This window comes from Pseudoalteromonas sp. H105, assembly GCF_001469215.1.
GTDB lineage: Bacteria > Pseudomonadota > Gammaproteobacteria > Enterobacterales > Alteromonadaceae > Pseudoalteromonas.
In genome coordinates this window covers 1-17,085 of record NZ_LOFH01000003.1, presented here as the reverse complement: position 1 = coordinate 17,085, position 17,085 = coordinate 1, and the positions used below count along the sequence as shown (strand labels likewise).

The following is a 17,085-nucleotide window of genomic DNA, read 5'->3' as shown; positions in this document are numbered from 1 at the left end:
TGATGTACTTACACTTTAAATTGGTTCATCAGGTCTTTAAGAGCCTCTGCATCGTTCGATAAGCTGTTGCTTGAGGAGTTGGCATTTTCCACAAGCTCGCCATTCATTTGAATAATTCTGTCCATTTCTTTGACTGCGGTATTAATTTGGGCAATACCTGCCGATTGCTCACTACTCGCATTCGCAATATCGTGCATTAAGGAGGCCAGGTTTTTAATGCTAACAACAATGTCTGTTAACGTTTTCCCTGACTTTGAGGCAAGCTCCATTCCGTGCTGCACTTTCTCAGAGCTGTCGTTTAATAGTGAGGCAATGTTTTTTGAGGCATTACCACTGCGTTGCGCTAGGTTTCTCACCTCAGCAGCAACCACTGCAAATCCACGGCCCTTTTCACCCGCCCTAGCAGCTTCAACCGCCGCGTTAAGTGCTAATAAGTTCGTTTGAAATGCGATTTCATTAATAACTTCAATGATGCTTGATATCTCAGCCGAGCTTTTGCTGATTTCTTTCATGGCAGTGACGGTATTTCCAACTAGCTCGCCCCCCTCTTGCGCCTTTTGATCTGTCATAATCGCGAGCTCATTTGCTTTATGCGCATTGGTTGAGTTTATTTTGACTGTTTCAGTCATTTCATTCATGGAAGCGGTTGTTTCTTCGATGGATGCCGCTTGCGATTCAGTTCGCACATTCAAATCGTTCATACCCGCTCGAATATTATGGGACGAATCTGTGATCGTATGAGTGGTAGAGCTAATTTTAGAGACCATTTCCGACAAGTTTTTTACACTGGTATTAACTGACTGCTTAAGTTCATTGAATTGGCCTTGGTAAGAGCCTTTTATCTGTAAGCTAAGGTTCCCTTCTGAAAGTGAATGCATCACTGTAATACACTCACTAAGGGGAGCTGAAATAGCATCTAGCGTGCTATTAACGCCTTTTACGATGGCTAAAAATTCGCCTCGATGGCTAGATTCGTCTGCCCGTAATTCAATATCGCCTTGGCTTGCGGCATTGGCCAATCGAGCACTGTCTTGGACCATATTTTTAATTGCCTGAATACTTGTTGACAGGCTTTGCTTAATTTGTAAAAAGTCACCTCTGTAATTGTCACTCAACGCATGAGGGAGTTTCCCTACTGATATACTATCCAAGTACTGGGAGGTTAATTGCACTGGTTCTATAATTGAATCGAGTGTTGAGTTTATTCCTTGGATAATTTTTTGAAAGTCACCATGATGATTACTCTCATCGGCTCGTTGAGAGAGTAAACCTTGTGACGCAGCATCCACTAACACGTTGGTGTCGCTGATTAACGCTTTAATTGCTTTAGTCGATGTCTCTAGGCTTTGCTTTATCTCTAAAAAATCGCCTTGGTAATTGCCTTCAATCGTTGTTGGAATAGTGCCTTTGGCTATTTGATTTAAATAGTCACGCGTTTGATGAATAGGGCTCACGATCGCATCAAGCATTTTATTAATGCCCAGTGACAAGGTAAGCATAAAGCCAGAATAACCTTGAGTACTTAATCGCGATGCAAGTTTTCCAGCAACCGCGGCCTGTATAATGGTATCAATTTGCACCTCAGCCTGACGTTGCTGCGTCAAATCAGTGAGTTCATACACTACACCACTTACATGACCGACATCATTAGTTACAGGGTTAGCAATCATATTAAATATGACATGGTCAAACGATAATTCACACTTAACTTGTTGAGAATTAGCTTGTTGTATACGATTAAGTTGCGCTTGATGCGCAAACAGTTGAGCAATGGTGTAGGTTGTTAACGGTTGTGCATGGCCTATATCATCTTTGTACGCTGAAAAAAGCGCTTCACACTGGTTATTAGCATATATAATTAAACCACTTTCATTAGCAAGCATCACTGGTGATGTCACATTATCTAACGCTTGTTTTATCCGACCATTTTCTTGCGCTTGAGCACGTTGATACTCAACCTTTTGCGTTAGATCATCTTGCATTTTGTTTAAGTTTGCTTGCATCGCATCTAAGTTTATTAAAAGTTTACCTATCTCATCTTGGCTATGAGCCGTGATTTTATTCGCTAGGTTCCCTTTCGCTATTTGATCCGCAATCATAGACGCTGCTAATACAGGTTTGATGATCAGCTTTTGTACATAAAAAGTGAGTAAGAGTATGACCACCAAGGCTAAAACCACCAGCACGACGATACTTTGCGTGATAAATGTTTCTTTTTTGGCAATTAGAACATTGGTTTTGGTGTTAACCAACTCATCAATACTCTTATTGAGATCTGCTAATAAAGATACTGATGCTCTATCAATGCCTTTTACCGCCCTATCTCCAGCTTGTGTATTATAGTTAGCGGCTTTAAAAGCGATTAACCCCTCACGATAAAGCTGCCCAAGTTTTTCATGTTCAAGCTTAAACTCTTTGACTTGTTTAAGCATGCTCGGAGGTAAATGGGATGACTGAATAAGTCCATTGGTAATTTTTGCCACGGCTTGTTCTTTTTCTTTAAAGCTCGCTAAGTACTTCTCATACTGTTGAGAATTTTCCCCACGGATAAGGATATTTTTCCATTCTTGTACTTGAGATTTAAATTGATTTAAAACGAGGCTGACTTGTTGGCGAGAGTGAAGCTCTTGATTGATTAAGTTATCTAAATCTTTTGCAACTCCTTGAACAACATATAGGGCAAACAGCGCACCAACTAAAATAAAAATAAACGCACTTACGATAGTTAACATTAGCTTTGCTTTAATACTCTTCATTAACGCCAGTCCTTTGGTTATTTCATTTTTATGACACTCTATAAAATGTAGTAATAAAATCAGCTTTAACAACTATTTATTTATAAAAATAGAATCTGAGCGCGTTCGAAGGCGTTTAATTAATCATTATTTAGCGTCAGTTGAACTTTGCGGATTAAAATTCGTTCAAACTAGGCGCGAGGTTTGTAACCTAGTAGGCTAGGTCAAAGCCGAGGTGATTTGATATGGCCTGATAAAGTCAAAGAAGCCTACGAAATGAACCGCACGTTTAAGACAAGTGGGTATGCTAATATTATGATCATACATCTGCAGATACCGTTTGGTTTTTACCATTTGATTTAGCACGATATAAACGTTTATCTGCAATATTTAAACACTGATCAATATTTTGTTGTGCATCACGTTGATATAGCCCGATACTCAAGGTCACATTAAATTGATGTTGGTCGCAGGCAAACGTATGCGCAGCTAAGTGCTTATGAATTGCCTGTGCGACTTTGTTGGCACGTTCACTTTCACCTTGAGGAATCACGATTAAAAACTCTTCCCCGCCCCAGCGTGAAACAATGTCTTTTTCATTGCAGACACCTTTTAGGATGCTGGCGATAAAAATGAGCACTTCATCCCCTTTCTGGTGGCTATAAGTGTCGTTTACTTGCTTAAAATTATCAATGTCTATTAATAAGAAACATGCCCCTTCATCATATAAGGGATCTTTTATCCATTGTGTTGCATAACCTCGGTTATATAAGCCAGTCATTGAATCTGTTTGAGCCAGCCGAGTATTAATTTTAAGTTGTTCAATTAACGCGTGACTGTATTTATTGCGGTAATATTCATACAGTGCACTTAAGCAACAGAGTACTGAAAAAGACATCATAATACGCGAAGAGAAGTAATAACTAGGGTAATGGTAGTACCCTAGCTTACCGGTGTAATAGAACAACACTGAAACCACGATTGCCAGTACTGCTAAATCTATGGCGCCCTTTTTGAGGCCACGTATAAAAAAGGTCACTGGGGCTACAATAAATAGCCAGAAAGGGCCTGTCCCGTTGCTCCCACCTGTAAAAATCAAATAACACATAATGAGATATAGGGTATAGAGCATCAGCACAGCAAGTGCCTGATCATTCTTTTTGATCAGAAAAGGGGAACTAAAAACAACCAGCGCAATTATTAAAAAGCCACTGAGCGTGTTGTAACCGTCTAAAAAGCTCGTAATAGCCATCGAAAAAGCCGTTAAAGCACCAATAAAAGCAAAAACTCGCAAAAATCGTGCTTGGTTTTTCTCGCTTGCGTTTACTTTTTCTATCACTTTTAACCTATATTAAGTTAGCAATACACTTTAACTTTAACACAAATCAAGATAAATGAAGGACGTTGTGGACCATTTGGTGATTAAACAGCAAATAAGAATAATAAAGTCTGATCAGCATCAATAAACGCCTACTCTAGCTAACTCTTTTTACCTAAACAACCTGAACCCTGGTTAAGATATGCACTAACACACTGATATTAAATAATAAATTTCTTTATAAGTCTCCAACCGGAGACTTTCAGGGGTAACAAGGCGAACTTATGCGTCAATAGCTGGCCTATTGCAAGTAAATTCAACGCAGTTAGCGCTTAAAGTAGCCGCTGGAGATAAATTTATAATCCAGAGCTCAGGTTGATTACCAACCAAAAACGCCGTAATAAAATAGATTACGGCGTTTTTAACGTTAGTGAATTGTTAGTTTAGTCCGGTTCATATCCTAAATTAGGGGATAACCATCGCTCAGCTTCCGCTAACGTCATGTTAGTCCGCTTAGCGTAATCTTCTACCTGATCCTTTTGTACTGCGGCTACGGCGTAGTACTTAGCTTCTGGGTGAGAAAAGTACCAGCCTGATACCGCAGCACCTGGCCACATAGCGTATGAGCTGGTGAGCTGCATGCCAATTCGCTTTTCGGTGTCGAGTAGCTGCCAGATTTTCTTTTTCTCAGTATGCTCTGGACAGGCTGGGTAACCTGGTGCTGGGCGAATACCTTGGTAGTTCTCACGAATAAGCTCATCGTTCGATAAGTTTTCATCTGGTGAAAAACCCCAATACTCTTTTCGAACTTGTTCGTGTAAGTATTCGGCAAATGCTTCAGCGAGTCTATCCGCTACAGCTTTGACCATAATTTTATTATAGTCATCTTGTTTGGCATCAAATGCATCCGCTAGATCGTCTTCTTCAAGTCCACCGGTTACCGCAAACGCACCAAAATAATCAGGCGTGCCTTTTGGCGCGATGTAATCGGCTAAACAATAGTTTGCAAAGTCGGTTTTTTCAGTTTGCTGACGTAAATGGCACGACGTACTTAACAGCTCTTTACGCGTTTCGTCAGTATATATTTCAATGTCATCGCCTACACGATTAGCTGGGAATAAACCAATTACCCCGAGCGGTTGCAAGCTGCCTGATTGCTCAAGCTCGTCGAGCATCTCGTTGGCGTCTTTAAATAAGCTTTGCGCTTGTTCGCCAACAACTTCATCAGTCATTATGCGTGGGTACTTACCCGCGATTGACCAGGTCATAAAGTATGGCGTCCAGTCGATATATTTGCGTAATGTCGCAATTGAAACGTCTTTAAACTCAGTCACGCCTAGCTTTTTTGGCACCGGTGGTGTGTAAGTATCCCAATCAAGCTGAGCTGCGTTATCACGAGCGCGCGCAATAGTCACCGGTTTTGAGCGCGGCTTTTTACGCGCTTGTTGCTCGCGTACTTTGACATACTCAGCTTTCGTTTTTTCTAAAAAGGCGGGTTTTAACTCTTTTGATAATAAGTTTGAAACCACACCGACCGCGCGACTGGCGTTATTTACATACACCACGCCTTTGTCGTATTGCGGCTCAATTTTAACCGCCGTATGCGCTTTAGACGTCGTCGCGCCACCAATCAATAACGGCAGTTCAAAACCACGGCGCGTCATCTCTTTGGCAACGTGTACCATTTCATCCAGCGATGGCGTAATAAGGCCTGACAAACCAATAATATCGGCTTTTTCATCAATGGCGGTTTGCAGTATTTTCTCTGCCGGTACCATTACACCTAAATCAATCACTTCGTAGTTATTACATTGCAGCACAACGCCGACAATGTTTTTACCAATGTCGTGTACGTCACCTTTTACCGTTGCCATTACGACTTTACCGTTCGTAGCGCCTTCTTCTTTTTCAGCTTCGATAAATGGGTCTAGGTAGGCTACCGCGCGCTTCATTACACGGGCTGATTTAACCACTTGCGGCAAGAACATTTTACCTGCGCCGAATAAGTCCCCGACTACGTTCATGCCATCCATTAATGGCCCTTCGATGACATGAATTGGCTTAGCAGCGCCAGCGCGGCATTCCTCAGTGTCTTCGTCGATATATTCTGTAATACCTTTTACAAGCGCATGCTCCAGGCGCTTTTCAACAGACCACGTACGCCATTCTAAATCCTCAACACGCTCAGCTTGTGCCATACCTGAGAACTTAGGTGCAAGCTCTACTAAACGCTCACCGGCACCGGAGTCGGTATTCAAAATAACATCTTCAACGGCTTTACGTAGCTCATCGGGAATATCATCATAAACAGCAAGTTGCCCTGCGTTGACTATGCCCATATCCATGCCGGCTTTGATTGCATGGTATAAAAACACGGAGTGAATCGCTTCACGCACAGGGTTGTTACCACGGAACGAGAACGACACGTTCGACACCCCGCCCGACACTTTACAATGAGGCAAGTTTTGCTTGATACGGCGCGTGCCTTCAATAAATTCAACGGCGTAGTTATCGTGCTCTTCAATGCCCGTCGCTACGGCAAAAATATTTGGATCGAAAATAATGTCTTCGGGTGGGAAGCCTATTTCATCAACTAAAATACGGTAACTACGCTCACATATTTCAAACTTACGATCGGCAGTATCAGCTTGGCCATCAGTATCAAACGCCATCACAACGGCAGCCGCGCCAAAGCGTTTAATAATTTTAGCTTGGCGAATAAATGGCTCTTCGCCTTCTTTTAGTGAGATTGAGTTAACAATCGCCTTGCCTTGAATACACTTTAAGCCCGCTTCGATCACATCCCACTTAGAGGAATCAACCATGATGGGTACTTTAGAAATATCAGGCTCTGAGGCAATCAAGTTTAAAAACTTCACCATCGCGGCTTTTGAGTCCAACATGGCTTCGTCCATGTTGATATCAATAACCTGTGCGCCATTTTCCACTTGTTCACGGGCAACATTAAGGGCGGTTTCATAATCTTCTTCCATGATCAATCGCTTGAACATGGCTGACCCCGTTACATTGGTACGCTCACCGACGTTAGTAAATACTGCAATTTGTTGTGTCATGTCGGTTTCCTAATTTAAGTTACACGCTTCAAGGCCAGACAAGCGCATACGCACTTCAAGCTCAGGTAGTTGACGAGGCTTAACGTCTTCAAGGCCTTTAGCAAACGCTTTAATATGCGCTGGCGTTGTTCCACAGCAACCACCCACAATATTAATGAACCCCGATTGTCCCCAGTCAATAATCTCTTTTGCCATTTCAGGTGCTTCTAAATCGTATTCACCAAACTCATTCGGTAAACCCGCATTAGGGTGAACAGAGACAAAGGTTTCGCATACCCGTGAAAGCTCTTCCACATATTGGCGTAATAAATCTGGGCCAAGTGCACAGTTAAGGCCGATAGAAATAGGCTTAATATGGCGAATAGAATTATAAAACGCCTCGGTGGTTTGCCCTGAAAGTGTACGACCCGATGCATCTGTAATAGTGCCTGAAATCATCACCGGTAATGTACGCCCTGCTTGCTCAAACGCTTCTTCTACTGCGAACGACGCGGCTTTGGCGTTTAATGTGTCAAAAATTGTCTCAATCAAGATTAAATCAGCGCCGCCCTCCATTAAAGCAAGAGTAGACTCAACATAGGCCGTGACCAATTTATCAAACGTCACATTACGATAACCCGGATCATTTACATCAGGCGAGATTGAGCAAGTTTTAGATGTTGGCCCAAGCACCCCTGCCACATAACGTGGTTTTTCAGGGTTTTTCGCAGTGAATTCATCACAAATACTGCGCGCTAACTTGGCTGATTCTAGGTTTACTTCACGACTGATACTGGCCATGTCGTAATCTTCCATCGAGATGGTAGTCGAGTTAAAGGTATTGGTTTCGATAATATCGGCACCAGCATTTAAAAAGCCACGATGAATATCTGCGATAATTTTAGGCTGAGTTAGGCTTAACAAGTCATTATTGCCTTTAATTAAAACATGCCAATCTTTAAAGCGCTCACCGCGGTAATCTTCTTCTTCTAATTTATGCTCTTGGATCATGGTACCCATTGCACCGTCTAAAATTAATATACGCTGCTTGAGTGCATCAGTGAGCTGTTGTGATTTATTTGCAATGTTATTCGGCATAATTGTTAGTCCTTACGTCTTGGCTAACTAAGTTAATATCATAAGGTGTAGTTTGGTACACATAATAGTTTAACCAGTTCGAAAATAATAAAAAGGCGTGACTTTGCCATGTTTTCGATGGTTTGTTGTCAGGGTTGTTATTTGGAAAGTAATTCTCAGGTACAGCTGCATCCGGTCCCTTCGCTAGGTCGCGTTGGTATTCACCTTTTAATGTGTCGGCATCGTATTCTGGATGGCCTGTAATATACACTTGGCTACCTGATTTGTTTTTCATTAAGTAAGCACCTACTCGCTCAGAGCCGGCTAGTACAACAAGATCATCACACGCATTTATTTTTTCTATATCAATATGACCAAAACGCGAATGTGGCACCACAAAGGTATCATCAAAACCTCGAGTCAGTGCGGCATGGTCAAAATAGCAGTGATGGGTAAACACGCCACTGAGCTTTTTAGGCTTTAACTCGCGCTTTAACCCATAATGATGAAATAAACCTGCATGTGCAGCCCAACACGAAAATAGTGTTGATGTTACATGTTGCTCAGCCCAGTCGAGAATTACTTTAAGTTCATCCCAGTAAGCAACGTCATCGTATTCCAAATGCGCCAAAGGTGCGCCTGTGACTAACATGGCATCATAGTTATTATCTTTTACTTCGGAGAAATAACGGTAAAAAGTGTCCAAGTGTTGCTCTGAGTTACTGCTACTGCGATGCGTATCTAAACGTAAAAGCTCAACATTAACTTGCAATGGAGAGTTAGCCAACAGACGAATAAATTGAACTTCGGTTTCTACTTTATTCGGCATTAAGTTTAAGATGGCCAGCCGCATCGGGCGAATTTCTTGCGTTTTCGCACGGGTTTTTGGCATTACAAACACGTTTTCTTGTCGTAGTTTTGCAATGGCAGGCAATTCATCTTTCACTGTAATAGGCATTTTTCACTCCACGCATCATTAACCAATAGCTAATTATGAACGGTTAACAGTAAATTTCAACCTCTAGATGTATAGATGTCTAAATGATTTTAATTCATACTGTTTTTTTGCTTTCTACAACTCGGCCGCCATAATGCGCCTGGTTATTATTATTTTTAGGGATGTTTATGTTGAACGGGTTAGGGTTAGGTGAGCTTTTTGCAATATTAGCAGCCATTGTATGGGCTGTTTCTACCTTACTATATAAAGGTTTTAGTCATCACTTAAGTCCTATGCAGCTCAATATAAGCAAAGGTTTATTGGCAAGCACACTGATGCTAGGCGTCATTTTATTAACCCAAGATTCAGCACTTCCTACTCAGTTAACAAGTTGGCTTTGGCTGATATGCGGCGGCATTATTGGTATTGCAGTGGGCGACAGTGCTTATTTTGCAGCCTTACGTAATATCGGTCCCGCTCGTACCTTGGTCATTGAATCCCTTGCCCCTGCACTCGTTGGGGTTTTTAATATTGTTTTGCTTAATCATTATTTATCAACGTTTGCGTGGATTGGTATCATTTTAACAACTCTGGGGGTCATGATTGCAATTAAACCAAGTAAAACCTTACCTCCTGTTGATCGTAAGCATTATCGCAATGGAGTGTTGTGCGCACTGATAGCCGCTATTTGCCAAGCACTGGGGATGGTGATGTCAAAAGGTGCGCTTAATCATGAACAGATGAGCAGTTTGTGGGCAGCACTAATCAGGCTCGCCGCAGGCACAATTACTGTTGCTCTAATCGTCGCTGTTTTTAAAAGTACTGATTTTAAACAAGCGATTACGCTTAAAGATATAAAGGGGAAACACTGGTTTTTTGCAGCCGTATTTTTAGGTACTTTTTTGGGCCTTTGGCTGCAACTTGGCGCTGTTAAATATACTGATCCGGCAATTGCCCAAACCATCTTTGCAACAGCCCCTTTGCTGGTAATGACGATAGGTTTAATAAAGCGTGAGCCCGTAACCAGTAAAATGCTTGGTGGCGGCTTTTTAGCATTAGTTGGCGTTGGGCTTTTACTTGCTAATTAGCGTAGGGTTATTTTGCTGATTCGTTGACTGTTTCACCATAGAGCCACTACAATATAGCATCATAATTTTATTCATAATTCGAAGGCTTTTTACATGGTTTTACCAGATAAGTTTATTTTCTCGATGAGTCGAGTATCGAAAGTTGTGCCACCTAAACGCACAATCTTGAAAGATATCTCGTTACATTTTTTCCCTGGCGCAAAAATTGGTGTACTTGGCTTAAACGGCTCAGGTAAATCAAGCTTACTTCGCATTATGGCAGGTGTTGATCAAGAGTTTGAAGGTGAAGCACATCCTCAACCTGGTATTAAAATTGGTTACTTGCCGCAAGAGCCCATCCTTGATGAAAGCAAAACCGTGCGCGAAACGGTTGAAGAAGCGGTCAGTGAAGTTAAAAACGCCTTAAGCCGTCTTGATGAGGTATATAACGAATACGCGATGGAAGGGGCTGACTTCGACGCGCTAGCCAAAGAGCAAGGCCAACTTGAAGCGATTATTCAAGCCCATGACGGCCACAATATTGATAACGTATTAGAGCGTGCTGCTGATGCGCTGCGTCTACCGCCTTGGGATGCTAAGGTTGAGGTATTATCAGGGGGTGAGCGTCGTCGTATCGCGATTTGTCGTTTACTACTAGAAAAGCCAGACATGCTTATTCTTGATGAGCCAACTAACCACTTGGATGCTGAATCTGTTGCATGGCTTGAGCGCTTCTTACATGATTACGAAGGCACCGTTGTGGCGGTAACCCATGACCGTTACTTCCTAGATAACGTGGCAGGTTGGATTCTAGAACTTGACCGTGGTGAAGGTATCCCATGGGAAGGTAATTACTCATCATGGCTTGAACAAAAAGACGCGCGTTTGCAACAAGAGCAAAAATCTGAAAAAGCCCGTCAAAAATCAATTGCACAGGAACTTGAGTGGGTACGCTCAAATCCGAAAGGTCGTCAAGCTAAGTCTAAAGCACGTATGGCGCAGTTTAGTGAGTTACAACACTCTGATTACCAAAAACGCAATGAAACTAATGAGCTATTCATTCCACCTGGCCCGCGTTTAGGCGACCAAGTAATTGAAGTTAAAAACTTGAAGAAGAGCTTTGGTGATCGCGTACTCATTGATGACTTAAACTTCACCATGCCAAAAGGTGCAATTGTGGGGATTATCGGTGCCAACGGTGCGGGTAAATCAACGCTGTTTAAAATGTTAAGCGGTGAAGAAAAACCAGATAGCGGCGATATCACCATAGGTGAGACTGTTGAACTTGCAACCGTTGATCAATTCCGTGGCAATATGGACGACAGCAATACGGTTTTCCAAGAGATTTCTGATGGCCAAGATGTGCTTAAAATTGGCAACTTTGAATTCCCAAGCCGTGCTTACGTAGGCCGCTTTAACTTTAAGGGCAATGACCAACAAAAGTTTGTTAAAGACCTATCAGGTGGTGAGCGTAACCGTTTACACCTCGCTAAGTTATTAAAAGCCGGCGGTAACGTTATCCTACTGGATGAGCCAACCAATGACTTGGATGTTGAGACACTGCGTGCACTTGAAAATGCGATTTTAGAGTTCCCAGGCAATGTTATGTGTATCTCGCATGACCGTTGGTTCTTAGACCGTATTGCAACGCATATTCTTGATTACCGTGATGAAGGCCAAATTAACTTCTTTGATGGTAACTACACAGAATATGAAGAGTGGCTTAAGAAGACACTTGGCGCTGCAGCAGCACAACCTAAACGTATTAAGTACAAAAAGATAGGTTAAGCTTTCACATAGTCACTACGTTAGAAGCCCTGCATTTAGCAGGGCTTTTTATTTTTATCTAAATATTACGCCATACTAAGTGTCCATTGACTATAATATAAACAACACTATTAATGAAGGTCACTGTACAATGGATAATCGCCGTCAATACACACGCGTATTATTTTCAACCCCTGCAACTCTTTTAATTAATAAGCAAATACACTCATGTGAACTACTTGATGTATCACTTAATGGTGTACTTGTAACACATCCAAACAAACTTAATGCTGATAAACACCAATCAGCGCAACTCAGTTTTACCCTGCCTGATAGTAGTATTAACATTACAATGGCTGTTGAAATTAGCCACATAGAGCAGTTACATATAGGTTTACACTGTACACACATAGATATTGATAGTATCAGCCATTTAAAGCGCCTAGTAGAGCTAAACTTAGGTGATGATTCTCTGTTACACCGTGAAGTTGCGATGCTGATTCACTCATCATAATAGACGAAACAGAGGAAGTTGATTACCATAGTGCAAACTGAGCATCATGGTGCATTATGACTTTAAATCCACACCTCCCTTTGGTCTACCATCCTAATTACTCATTTAACTTTGATCCTAAACACCGCTTTGTAATGAGTAAATTTGCAAATTTATATCAACACGTTAAAGAGCTAGGATTAGTTAACGGTAATTTGATTCAACCTAGGCTAGGCTGCCCTGACGATCTTGAGTTAGTGCACTGTGAAAATTACCTCCATGATTTATGGCATAATACGCTCAACGAAAAAGCACTAAGAAGAATTGGCCTGCCGTGGTCTGAGCCACTTATTGCTCGAACGTTTACCGCGCCACTTGGTACACTTGAAACGGCTCGTCTGGCGCTTAAACATGGAATTGCATGCCACCTAGCGGGCGGGACTCATCATGCACACACCGACTTTGGTTCAGGCTTTTGCATGGTGAATGATCTCGCCTTCACTGCACAGACCTTAATTCACAATCGCGAAGCCACCAACATACTTATTTTTGATTTAGATGTTCATCAAGGTGACGGCACAGCTGCAATGCTTGCACATCAACCTTATGCCTATACATGCTCAATTCACTGTGAAAAAAACTTTCCCTTCAGAAAATCCCCCAGTGACTTAGATATTGGCCTAGCAAATAATATGCAAGACGATGAATACCTTGGTGTAGTTGACGATACGCTTCAGTTTTTGCTTAAGCAACTCAATCCAGACATAGTCTTATATGATGCGGGCGTAGATGTATGGCAGGAAGATGGCCTTGGTAAACTTGATATAAGCTGGCAAGGTATAGAAAAACGCGATAACTTGGTGCTCAAACGATGTTTGGAGCACAATACACCGGTCGCAACAGTTATCGGCGGCGGATATGACAGAGATCATTTACGTCTAGCAAAACGACATGCCATTGTAGTAGAGCAAGCCGCTCGTTTTTAATTCATTTTAAACATAGCATTGCTTTGCCATTAAGCTACAATTTAAGCTTATAAATTAATTGAGGTAATTATGCGATTTTTAGTCTGCACTTTTTTGATTGGCTTAAGTACATACGCTTATAGTGAAGAAGTAAAGGAACTCCCCCCTATTAACCCAGCTTATAATGCAGAACATGCCATGGCGCTAGTAAATCAAGGCTCACGTATATTTGCTGTTAACTTACCCACTTATAAGCAACCTCATGATGTGCAAGTTGTATATAAAATTGATAACCCCGATGTCGCCTTTTTAAATGTAGTAAGAGGGGCTGAGCTGGTTACTATAAAACCTAAACCATTTAATATACAACGCTTAATGCGCGGTGAAGAAATTACAATAACCGCTGATGTTTATAACGGTGATTACCGCCGTGATGGTACCTTAGTATATGAAAATCGCACCATAGAAATGAGTAAACAACTGTACGCTCGTGAACTCAGCGAACTTGCGGTATCCTCACAATGGCAAGAATATGATTTGATCACATTAAAAGAAAATGAGCGTATTTACATCCATAAAATAAGTCAGGCGCCAAGCTATAATCACCTTATTTTTGTCGATCTAACAAACGCATGTTTGCAGAAGTTTCGTACTTCCAAACGAGTACCAATAGAAAATGAATTAACCTATAAATTTGTCAACTGCGGTACCTTAAAACCACTGTATTTTGATAGTGAAGACTTGCAGTAGACGTTAATTTTATTGACTATTTTTGTACATATGCGATCTAACTATTGCTAAACCCTGTTCCATTACTTCTACCGATTGACCTGCAAATCCTAGGCGAACATGCTTAAGCATTGCAGGTCGCAAACTTCGAACTGCATCATGATAATAAAACTCTTCCTCAGTTTGTAAATAGACACCTTGCTCTTGCATTTGTGACTTTAATAAATCCACAGAAGTATTAAAATTAACCCACATAGCCATACCACCGTCAGGCTTTATGTAATCTAATGGATAACCCTGTCGTTGTAACGAATTCAAGCAAGCATCCATCGCTTCATAACGTTGCTTATAGAGCTTTGTCATACGCTTTAAATGGCGCTCAAAGCCACCCTCTTTCATCCACTGTGCCACAGCTAATTGCATGAGCACATCATTTTTATGATTCATAAGCTGCTTCCATGCGGTTAATTGTGCAATTACTTGAGGCGCTGCACAAATATAACCAATCCTTGCTGCCGAAAACATGATTTTTGAAAACGTTGATAGGTAAATCACAATACCTGCGGGGTCATCGGCAGCCATGGGTTGCAAAGGCTGGCAGCGGTAGTGAAATTCATGGTCGTAATCATCTTCAATAATCATCACGTTATGGGCATAGCACAACTGATATATTTGTAAGCGCCGTGTAGGCGATAAAGTTACTGTGGTCGGATACTGATGTAACGGTGTTAAATACAATAGTTTAATGGGATAGTATTCAAGTTGAGCTTTTAGATCATCAACACATAAGCCTTCATCATCTTGCTTTATATCTATAAGCTTTGCACCGCATGCAGCAAAGGCTTTTCTAGCAGGAGGATAACCTAACGTTTCACTGGCAACAAAGTCGCCTTTACCAATAAATGCTTTTGCTATTAAAAACAGGGCCTCTTGCGAACCATTACAAATTAATAAATCAGCGGGTTTCAAGTTACGTGCTTTTTGTAGATAACCTTCTATCTGTAGTTTAAGCTCAGCAACACCACTGATATCGCCATAGTGAAGTTTCGTCACATCTAAATAGTTAAATACCTGACTCATAGCACGTTTAAACTCTTTGTATGGGAAGTGAGTTAAATCAGGTAACCCGCCTGCAAAGTTGAAACGATACTGGTTTAACTCCATCGTCTGTGGTGTTTCCAGTTGCTGCGAGAACTGATAAGGCTTAGGAGCTAGTTTTGGTGTGCCGATCGCGTCAACACTGCTTTGAATAGGTAACGACTCGGTTACGCAGTAGCCTGAACGCTGAAACGATACCAACCACCCCTCAGCAACTAATAATTGCAATGCATTCATAATGGTATGGCGATTTAATTGATATGCCTGTGCCATCACTCTCGCCGAGCTTAACTTAGTACCTGCAACCAAATCGCCTTTAATGATTGCATTACGAATAACCTGCGCAAGTTGTAAGTATTTAGCTTTATCTGTGTCATTAAACTGAATATCTAAAGGGTGCATGCGCTACTCAACTGGTATAGAAGAAAAGTAAAATCTGGTTGTTTATAGATAACCAAAGAAAGGTAACTTATGCAATAGCTTGATAATAATTATAAGGACACACATGTTTACTGTACAAAGCCATCAAACTGATAAGTTGCTGTTAGCGCCATTAGAAGATAAGCACCTTGCAGGTTTATACCAAGCAGGGCAATGCGCTGAAATATGGCAATGGGTGTTTATGAACTACACAAAAACACGTCAAACACTTAATGATTGGTTTATCAATACTGCTCAATTTGATGCCGAGCAACAAGTAGTGTTCACCATTATTGATAAAGCCAGTGGGCAAGTACTTGGCACTACCCGTTTATTCAAATTAGATAAACACAATAACAGTGCTGAAATTGGCCATACATTTATAGGTGCCCGTTGGCAACGCAGCTTTGTAAATACCCATGCAAAATACCTGCTATTACGTTATGCATTCGATGAGTTAGGCCTAGTGCGCATTAGCTTTAATACCCATGAGCAGAACCAACAGTCTCGTAATGCAATTATGCGCTTAGGTGCTCGCTTTGAAGGCATTAGTTATAAAAATAAATTACTTGCTGATGGTTCATACCGTAACACTGCAAAATTTAGCATTATTGATCAGCAGTGGCCGACAATAAAATCTCAGCTAGAAGGAAAGCTATAATGTACCCAGCAAAACATTTCAGCCAAGATGATCGCCAGCAACAGCTAGCTTTAATTAAGGAATATCCTCTGGCGACTATTTTACTGCCAAGCTCTGAGAATAAATTAAACGATGTATGTCAGATCCCTTTATTGTTTGATAGCTCCCAACAAATTTTTATCGGTCACGTAGCAATCTATAACCCGCTTTCAGCAATTAATGAGCAAGAGGTCAGCTTAGTGTTTAACAGTGAAAACTGTTATCAGCCCCCTTCATATTCTAATAACAAGGCGTTACCTAGCTGGCTTTATGCCCGCGTTGAAGTGACAGCCGAAGTAAGCATAGTTAGCTCACTAAATAAGAAAAAACAAATAATGACATTATTAACGGATCACTTTGAACAACATTTTAATGCACTTGAGCAAGATAACTGGCAGATAACACAGCTTTCAGAAAAGAATTTACATGGTATGTTTCAGCAACTAACGTTTATCGAATTCAAGCCTATTACTTGGCGCGGTAACTTTAAAATGAGTCAGAATAAACCTGATGATATAAGACAGTTAATTAAAACTAATTTGATAAAGACAGGGCAACCAGGCATTGCTAAATTGTTTGGGGCTTCTTCACAAAGGAAACCAAACGGGTAGATATAAAAACAGCCCAAGTTTAGAAAAACTTGAGCCGCCTTTGCCAACATCTTCACACACAATTATAAAGATTCGGTTTTAAGTGCAATCTCTACACTTTAAATTCATTGATGAATACTTAATTCACCTAACTGCG

13 protein-coding genes are annotated in these 17,085 nt (G+C 41.2%); 7 read left to right on the top strand and 6 right to left on the bottom strand.

Features of this window, described 5'->3' with window-relative positions; all coding sequences use genetic code 11:
• Window positions 1-8: 8 nt before the first annotated feature.
• The 5 genes from ATS75_RS06260 to ATS75_RS06240 all read right to left on the bottom strand — a co-directional run bounded on the left by ATS75_RS06260 (window position 9) and on the right by ATS75_RS06240 (window position 9,141).
• The gene (locus tag ATS75_RS06260; protein WP_058559595.1) at window positions 9-2,756 is read right to left on the bottom strand and encodes a methyl-accepting chemotaxis protein; all 2,748 of its coding nucleotides are present in this window, start codon (window positions 2,754-2,756) and stop codon (window positions 9-11) included.
• 298 nt (window positions 2,757-3,054) lie between these two features.
• On the bottom strand, window positions 3,055-4,074 hold the full coding sequence (locus ATS75_RS06255) for a GGDEF domain-containing protein (protein WP_058559594.1): 1,020 nt from the start codon (window positions 4,072-4,074) through the stop codon (window positions 3,055-3,057).
• 422 nt (window positions 4,075-4,496) lie between these two features.
• Window positions 4,497-7,127, bottom strand: coding sequence for a methionine synthase (metH, locus tag ATS75_RS06250; RefSeq protein ID WP_058559593.1), 2,631 nt, complete (start codon window positions 7,125-7,127; stop codon window positions 4,497-4,499).
• A 9-nt stretch (window positions 7,128-7,136) separates the two neighbouring features.
• Window positions 7,137-8,204 (bottom strand): homocysteine S-methyltransferase family protein, encoded by a 1,068-nt coding sequence (locus ATS75_RS06245; RefSeq protein WP_082665424.1) that lies wholly within the window; start codon window positions 8,202-8,204, stop codon window positions 7,137-7,139.
• Window positions 8,194-9,141 (bottom strand): homoserine O-succinyltransferase, encoded by a 948-nt coding sequence (locus ATS75_RS06240; RefSeq protein WP_058559592.1) that lies wholly within the window; start codon window positions 9,139-9,141, stop codon window positions 8,194-8,196. Before ATS75_RS06240 ends, ATS75_RS06245 begins: the two co-directional genes overlap by 11 nt.
• Window positions 9,142-9,308: 167 nt before the next feature.
• On the opposite strand from ATS75_RS06240, the gene ATS75_RS06235 reads away from it, so the two are divergent.
• The 5 genes from ATS75_RS06235 (at window position 9,309) to ATS75_RS06215 (ending at window position 14,162) form a co-directional block, all read left to right on the top strand.
• Window positions 9,309-10,208: a DMT family transporter gene (locus tag ATS75_RS06235; RefSeq protein WP_058559591.1), complete on the top strand. Its 900-nt coding sequence runs from the start codon at window positions 9,309-9,311 to the stop codon at window positions 10,206-10,208.
• Window positions 10,209-10,301: 93 nt separating this feature from the next.
• Window positions 10,302-11,975 carry an energy-dependent translational throttle protein EttA gene (ettA, locus tag ATS75_RS06230; RefSeq protein ID WP_058559590.1) on the top strand — a complete coding sequence of 558 codons (1,674 nt, stop codon included), beginning with the start codon at window positions 10,302-10,304 and terminating at the stop codon, window positions 11,973-11,975.
• 130 nt (window positions 11,976-12,105) lie between these two features.
• Window positions 12,106-12,468: a PilZ domain-containing protein gene (locus tag ATS75_RS06225; RefSeq protein WP_058559589.1), complete on the top strand. Its 363-nt coding sequence runs from the start codon at window positions 12,106-12,108 to the stop codon at window positions 12,466-12,468.
• A gap of 56 nt (window positions 12,469-12,524) precedes the next feature.
• A complete protein-coding gene (locus tag ATS75_RS06220) occupies window positions 12,525-13,433 on the top strand; it encodes a histone deacetylase (RefSeq protein WP_058559588.1) in 909 nt (302 codons plus the stop codon).
• 69 nt (window positions 13,434-13,502) lie between these two features.
• Window positions 13,503-14,162, top strand: a complete 660-nt coding sequence (locus ATS75_RS06215) for a hypothetical protein (protein WP_058559587.1) — start codon at window positions 13,503-13,505, stop codon at window positions 14,160-14,162.
• A 9-nt stretch (window positions 14,163-14,171) separates the two neighbouring features.
• On the opposite strand, the gene ATS75_RS06210 is transcribed toward ATS75_RS06215, so the two are convergent.
• Window positions 14,172-15,641, bottom strand: a complete 1,470-nt coding sequence (locus ATS75_RS06210) for a PLP-dependent aminotransferase family protein (protein ID WP_058559586.1) — start codon at window positions 15,639-15,641, stop codon at window positions 14,172-14,174.
• A gap of 103 nt (window positions 15,642-15,744) precedes the next feature.
• Here ATS75_RS06210 and ATS75_RS06205 point away from each other — a divergent pair, with 103 nt between their 5' ends.
• Window positions 15,745-16,320, top strand: coding sequence for a GNAT family N-acetyltransferase (locus ATS75_RS06205; protein WP_058559585.1), 576 nt, complete (start codon window positions 15,745-15,747; stop codon window positions 16,318-16,320).
• On the top strand, window positions 16,320-16,949 hold the full coding sequence (locus tag ATS75_RS06200; RefSeq protein WP_058559584.1) for an FMN-binding negative transcriptional regulator: 630 nt from the start codon (window positions 16,320-16,322) through the stop codon (window positions 16,947-16,949). The genes ATS75_RS06205 and ATS75_RS06200 overlap by 1 nt, the downstream gene beginning before the upstream one ends.
• Window positions 16,950-17,085: the final 136 nt, after the last annotated feature.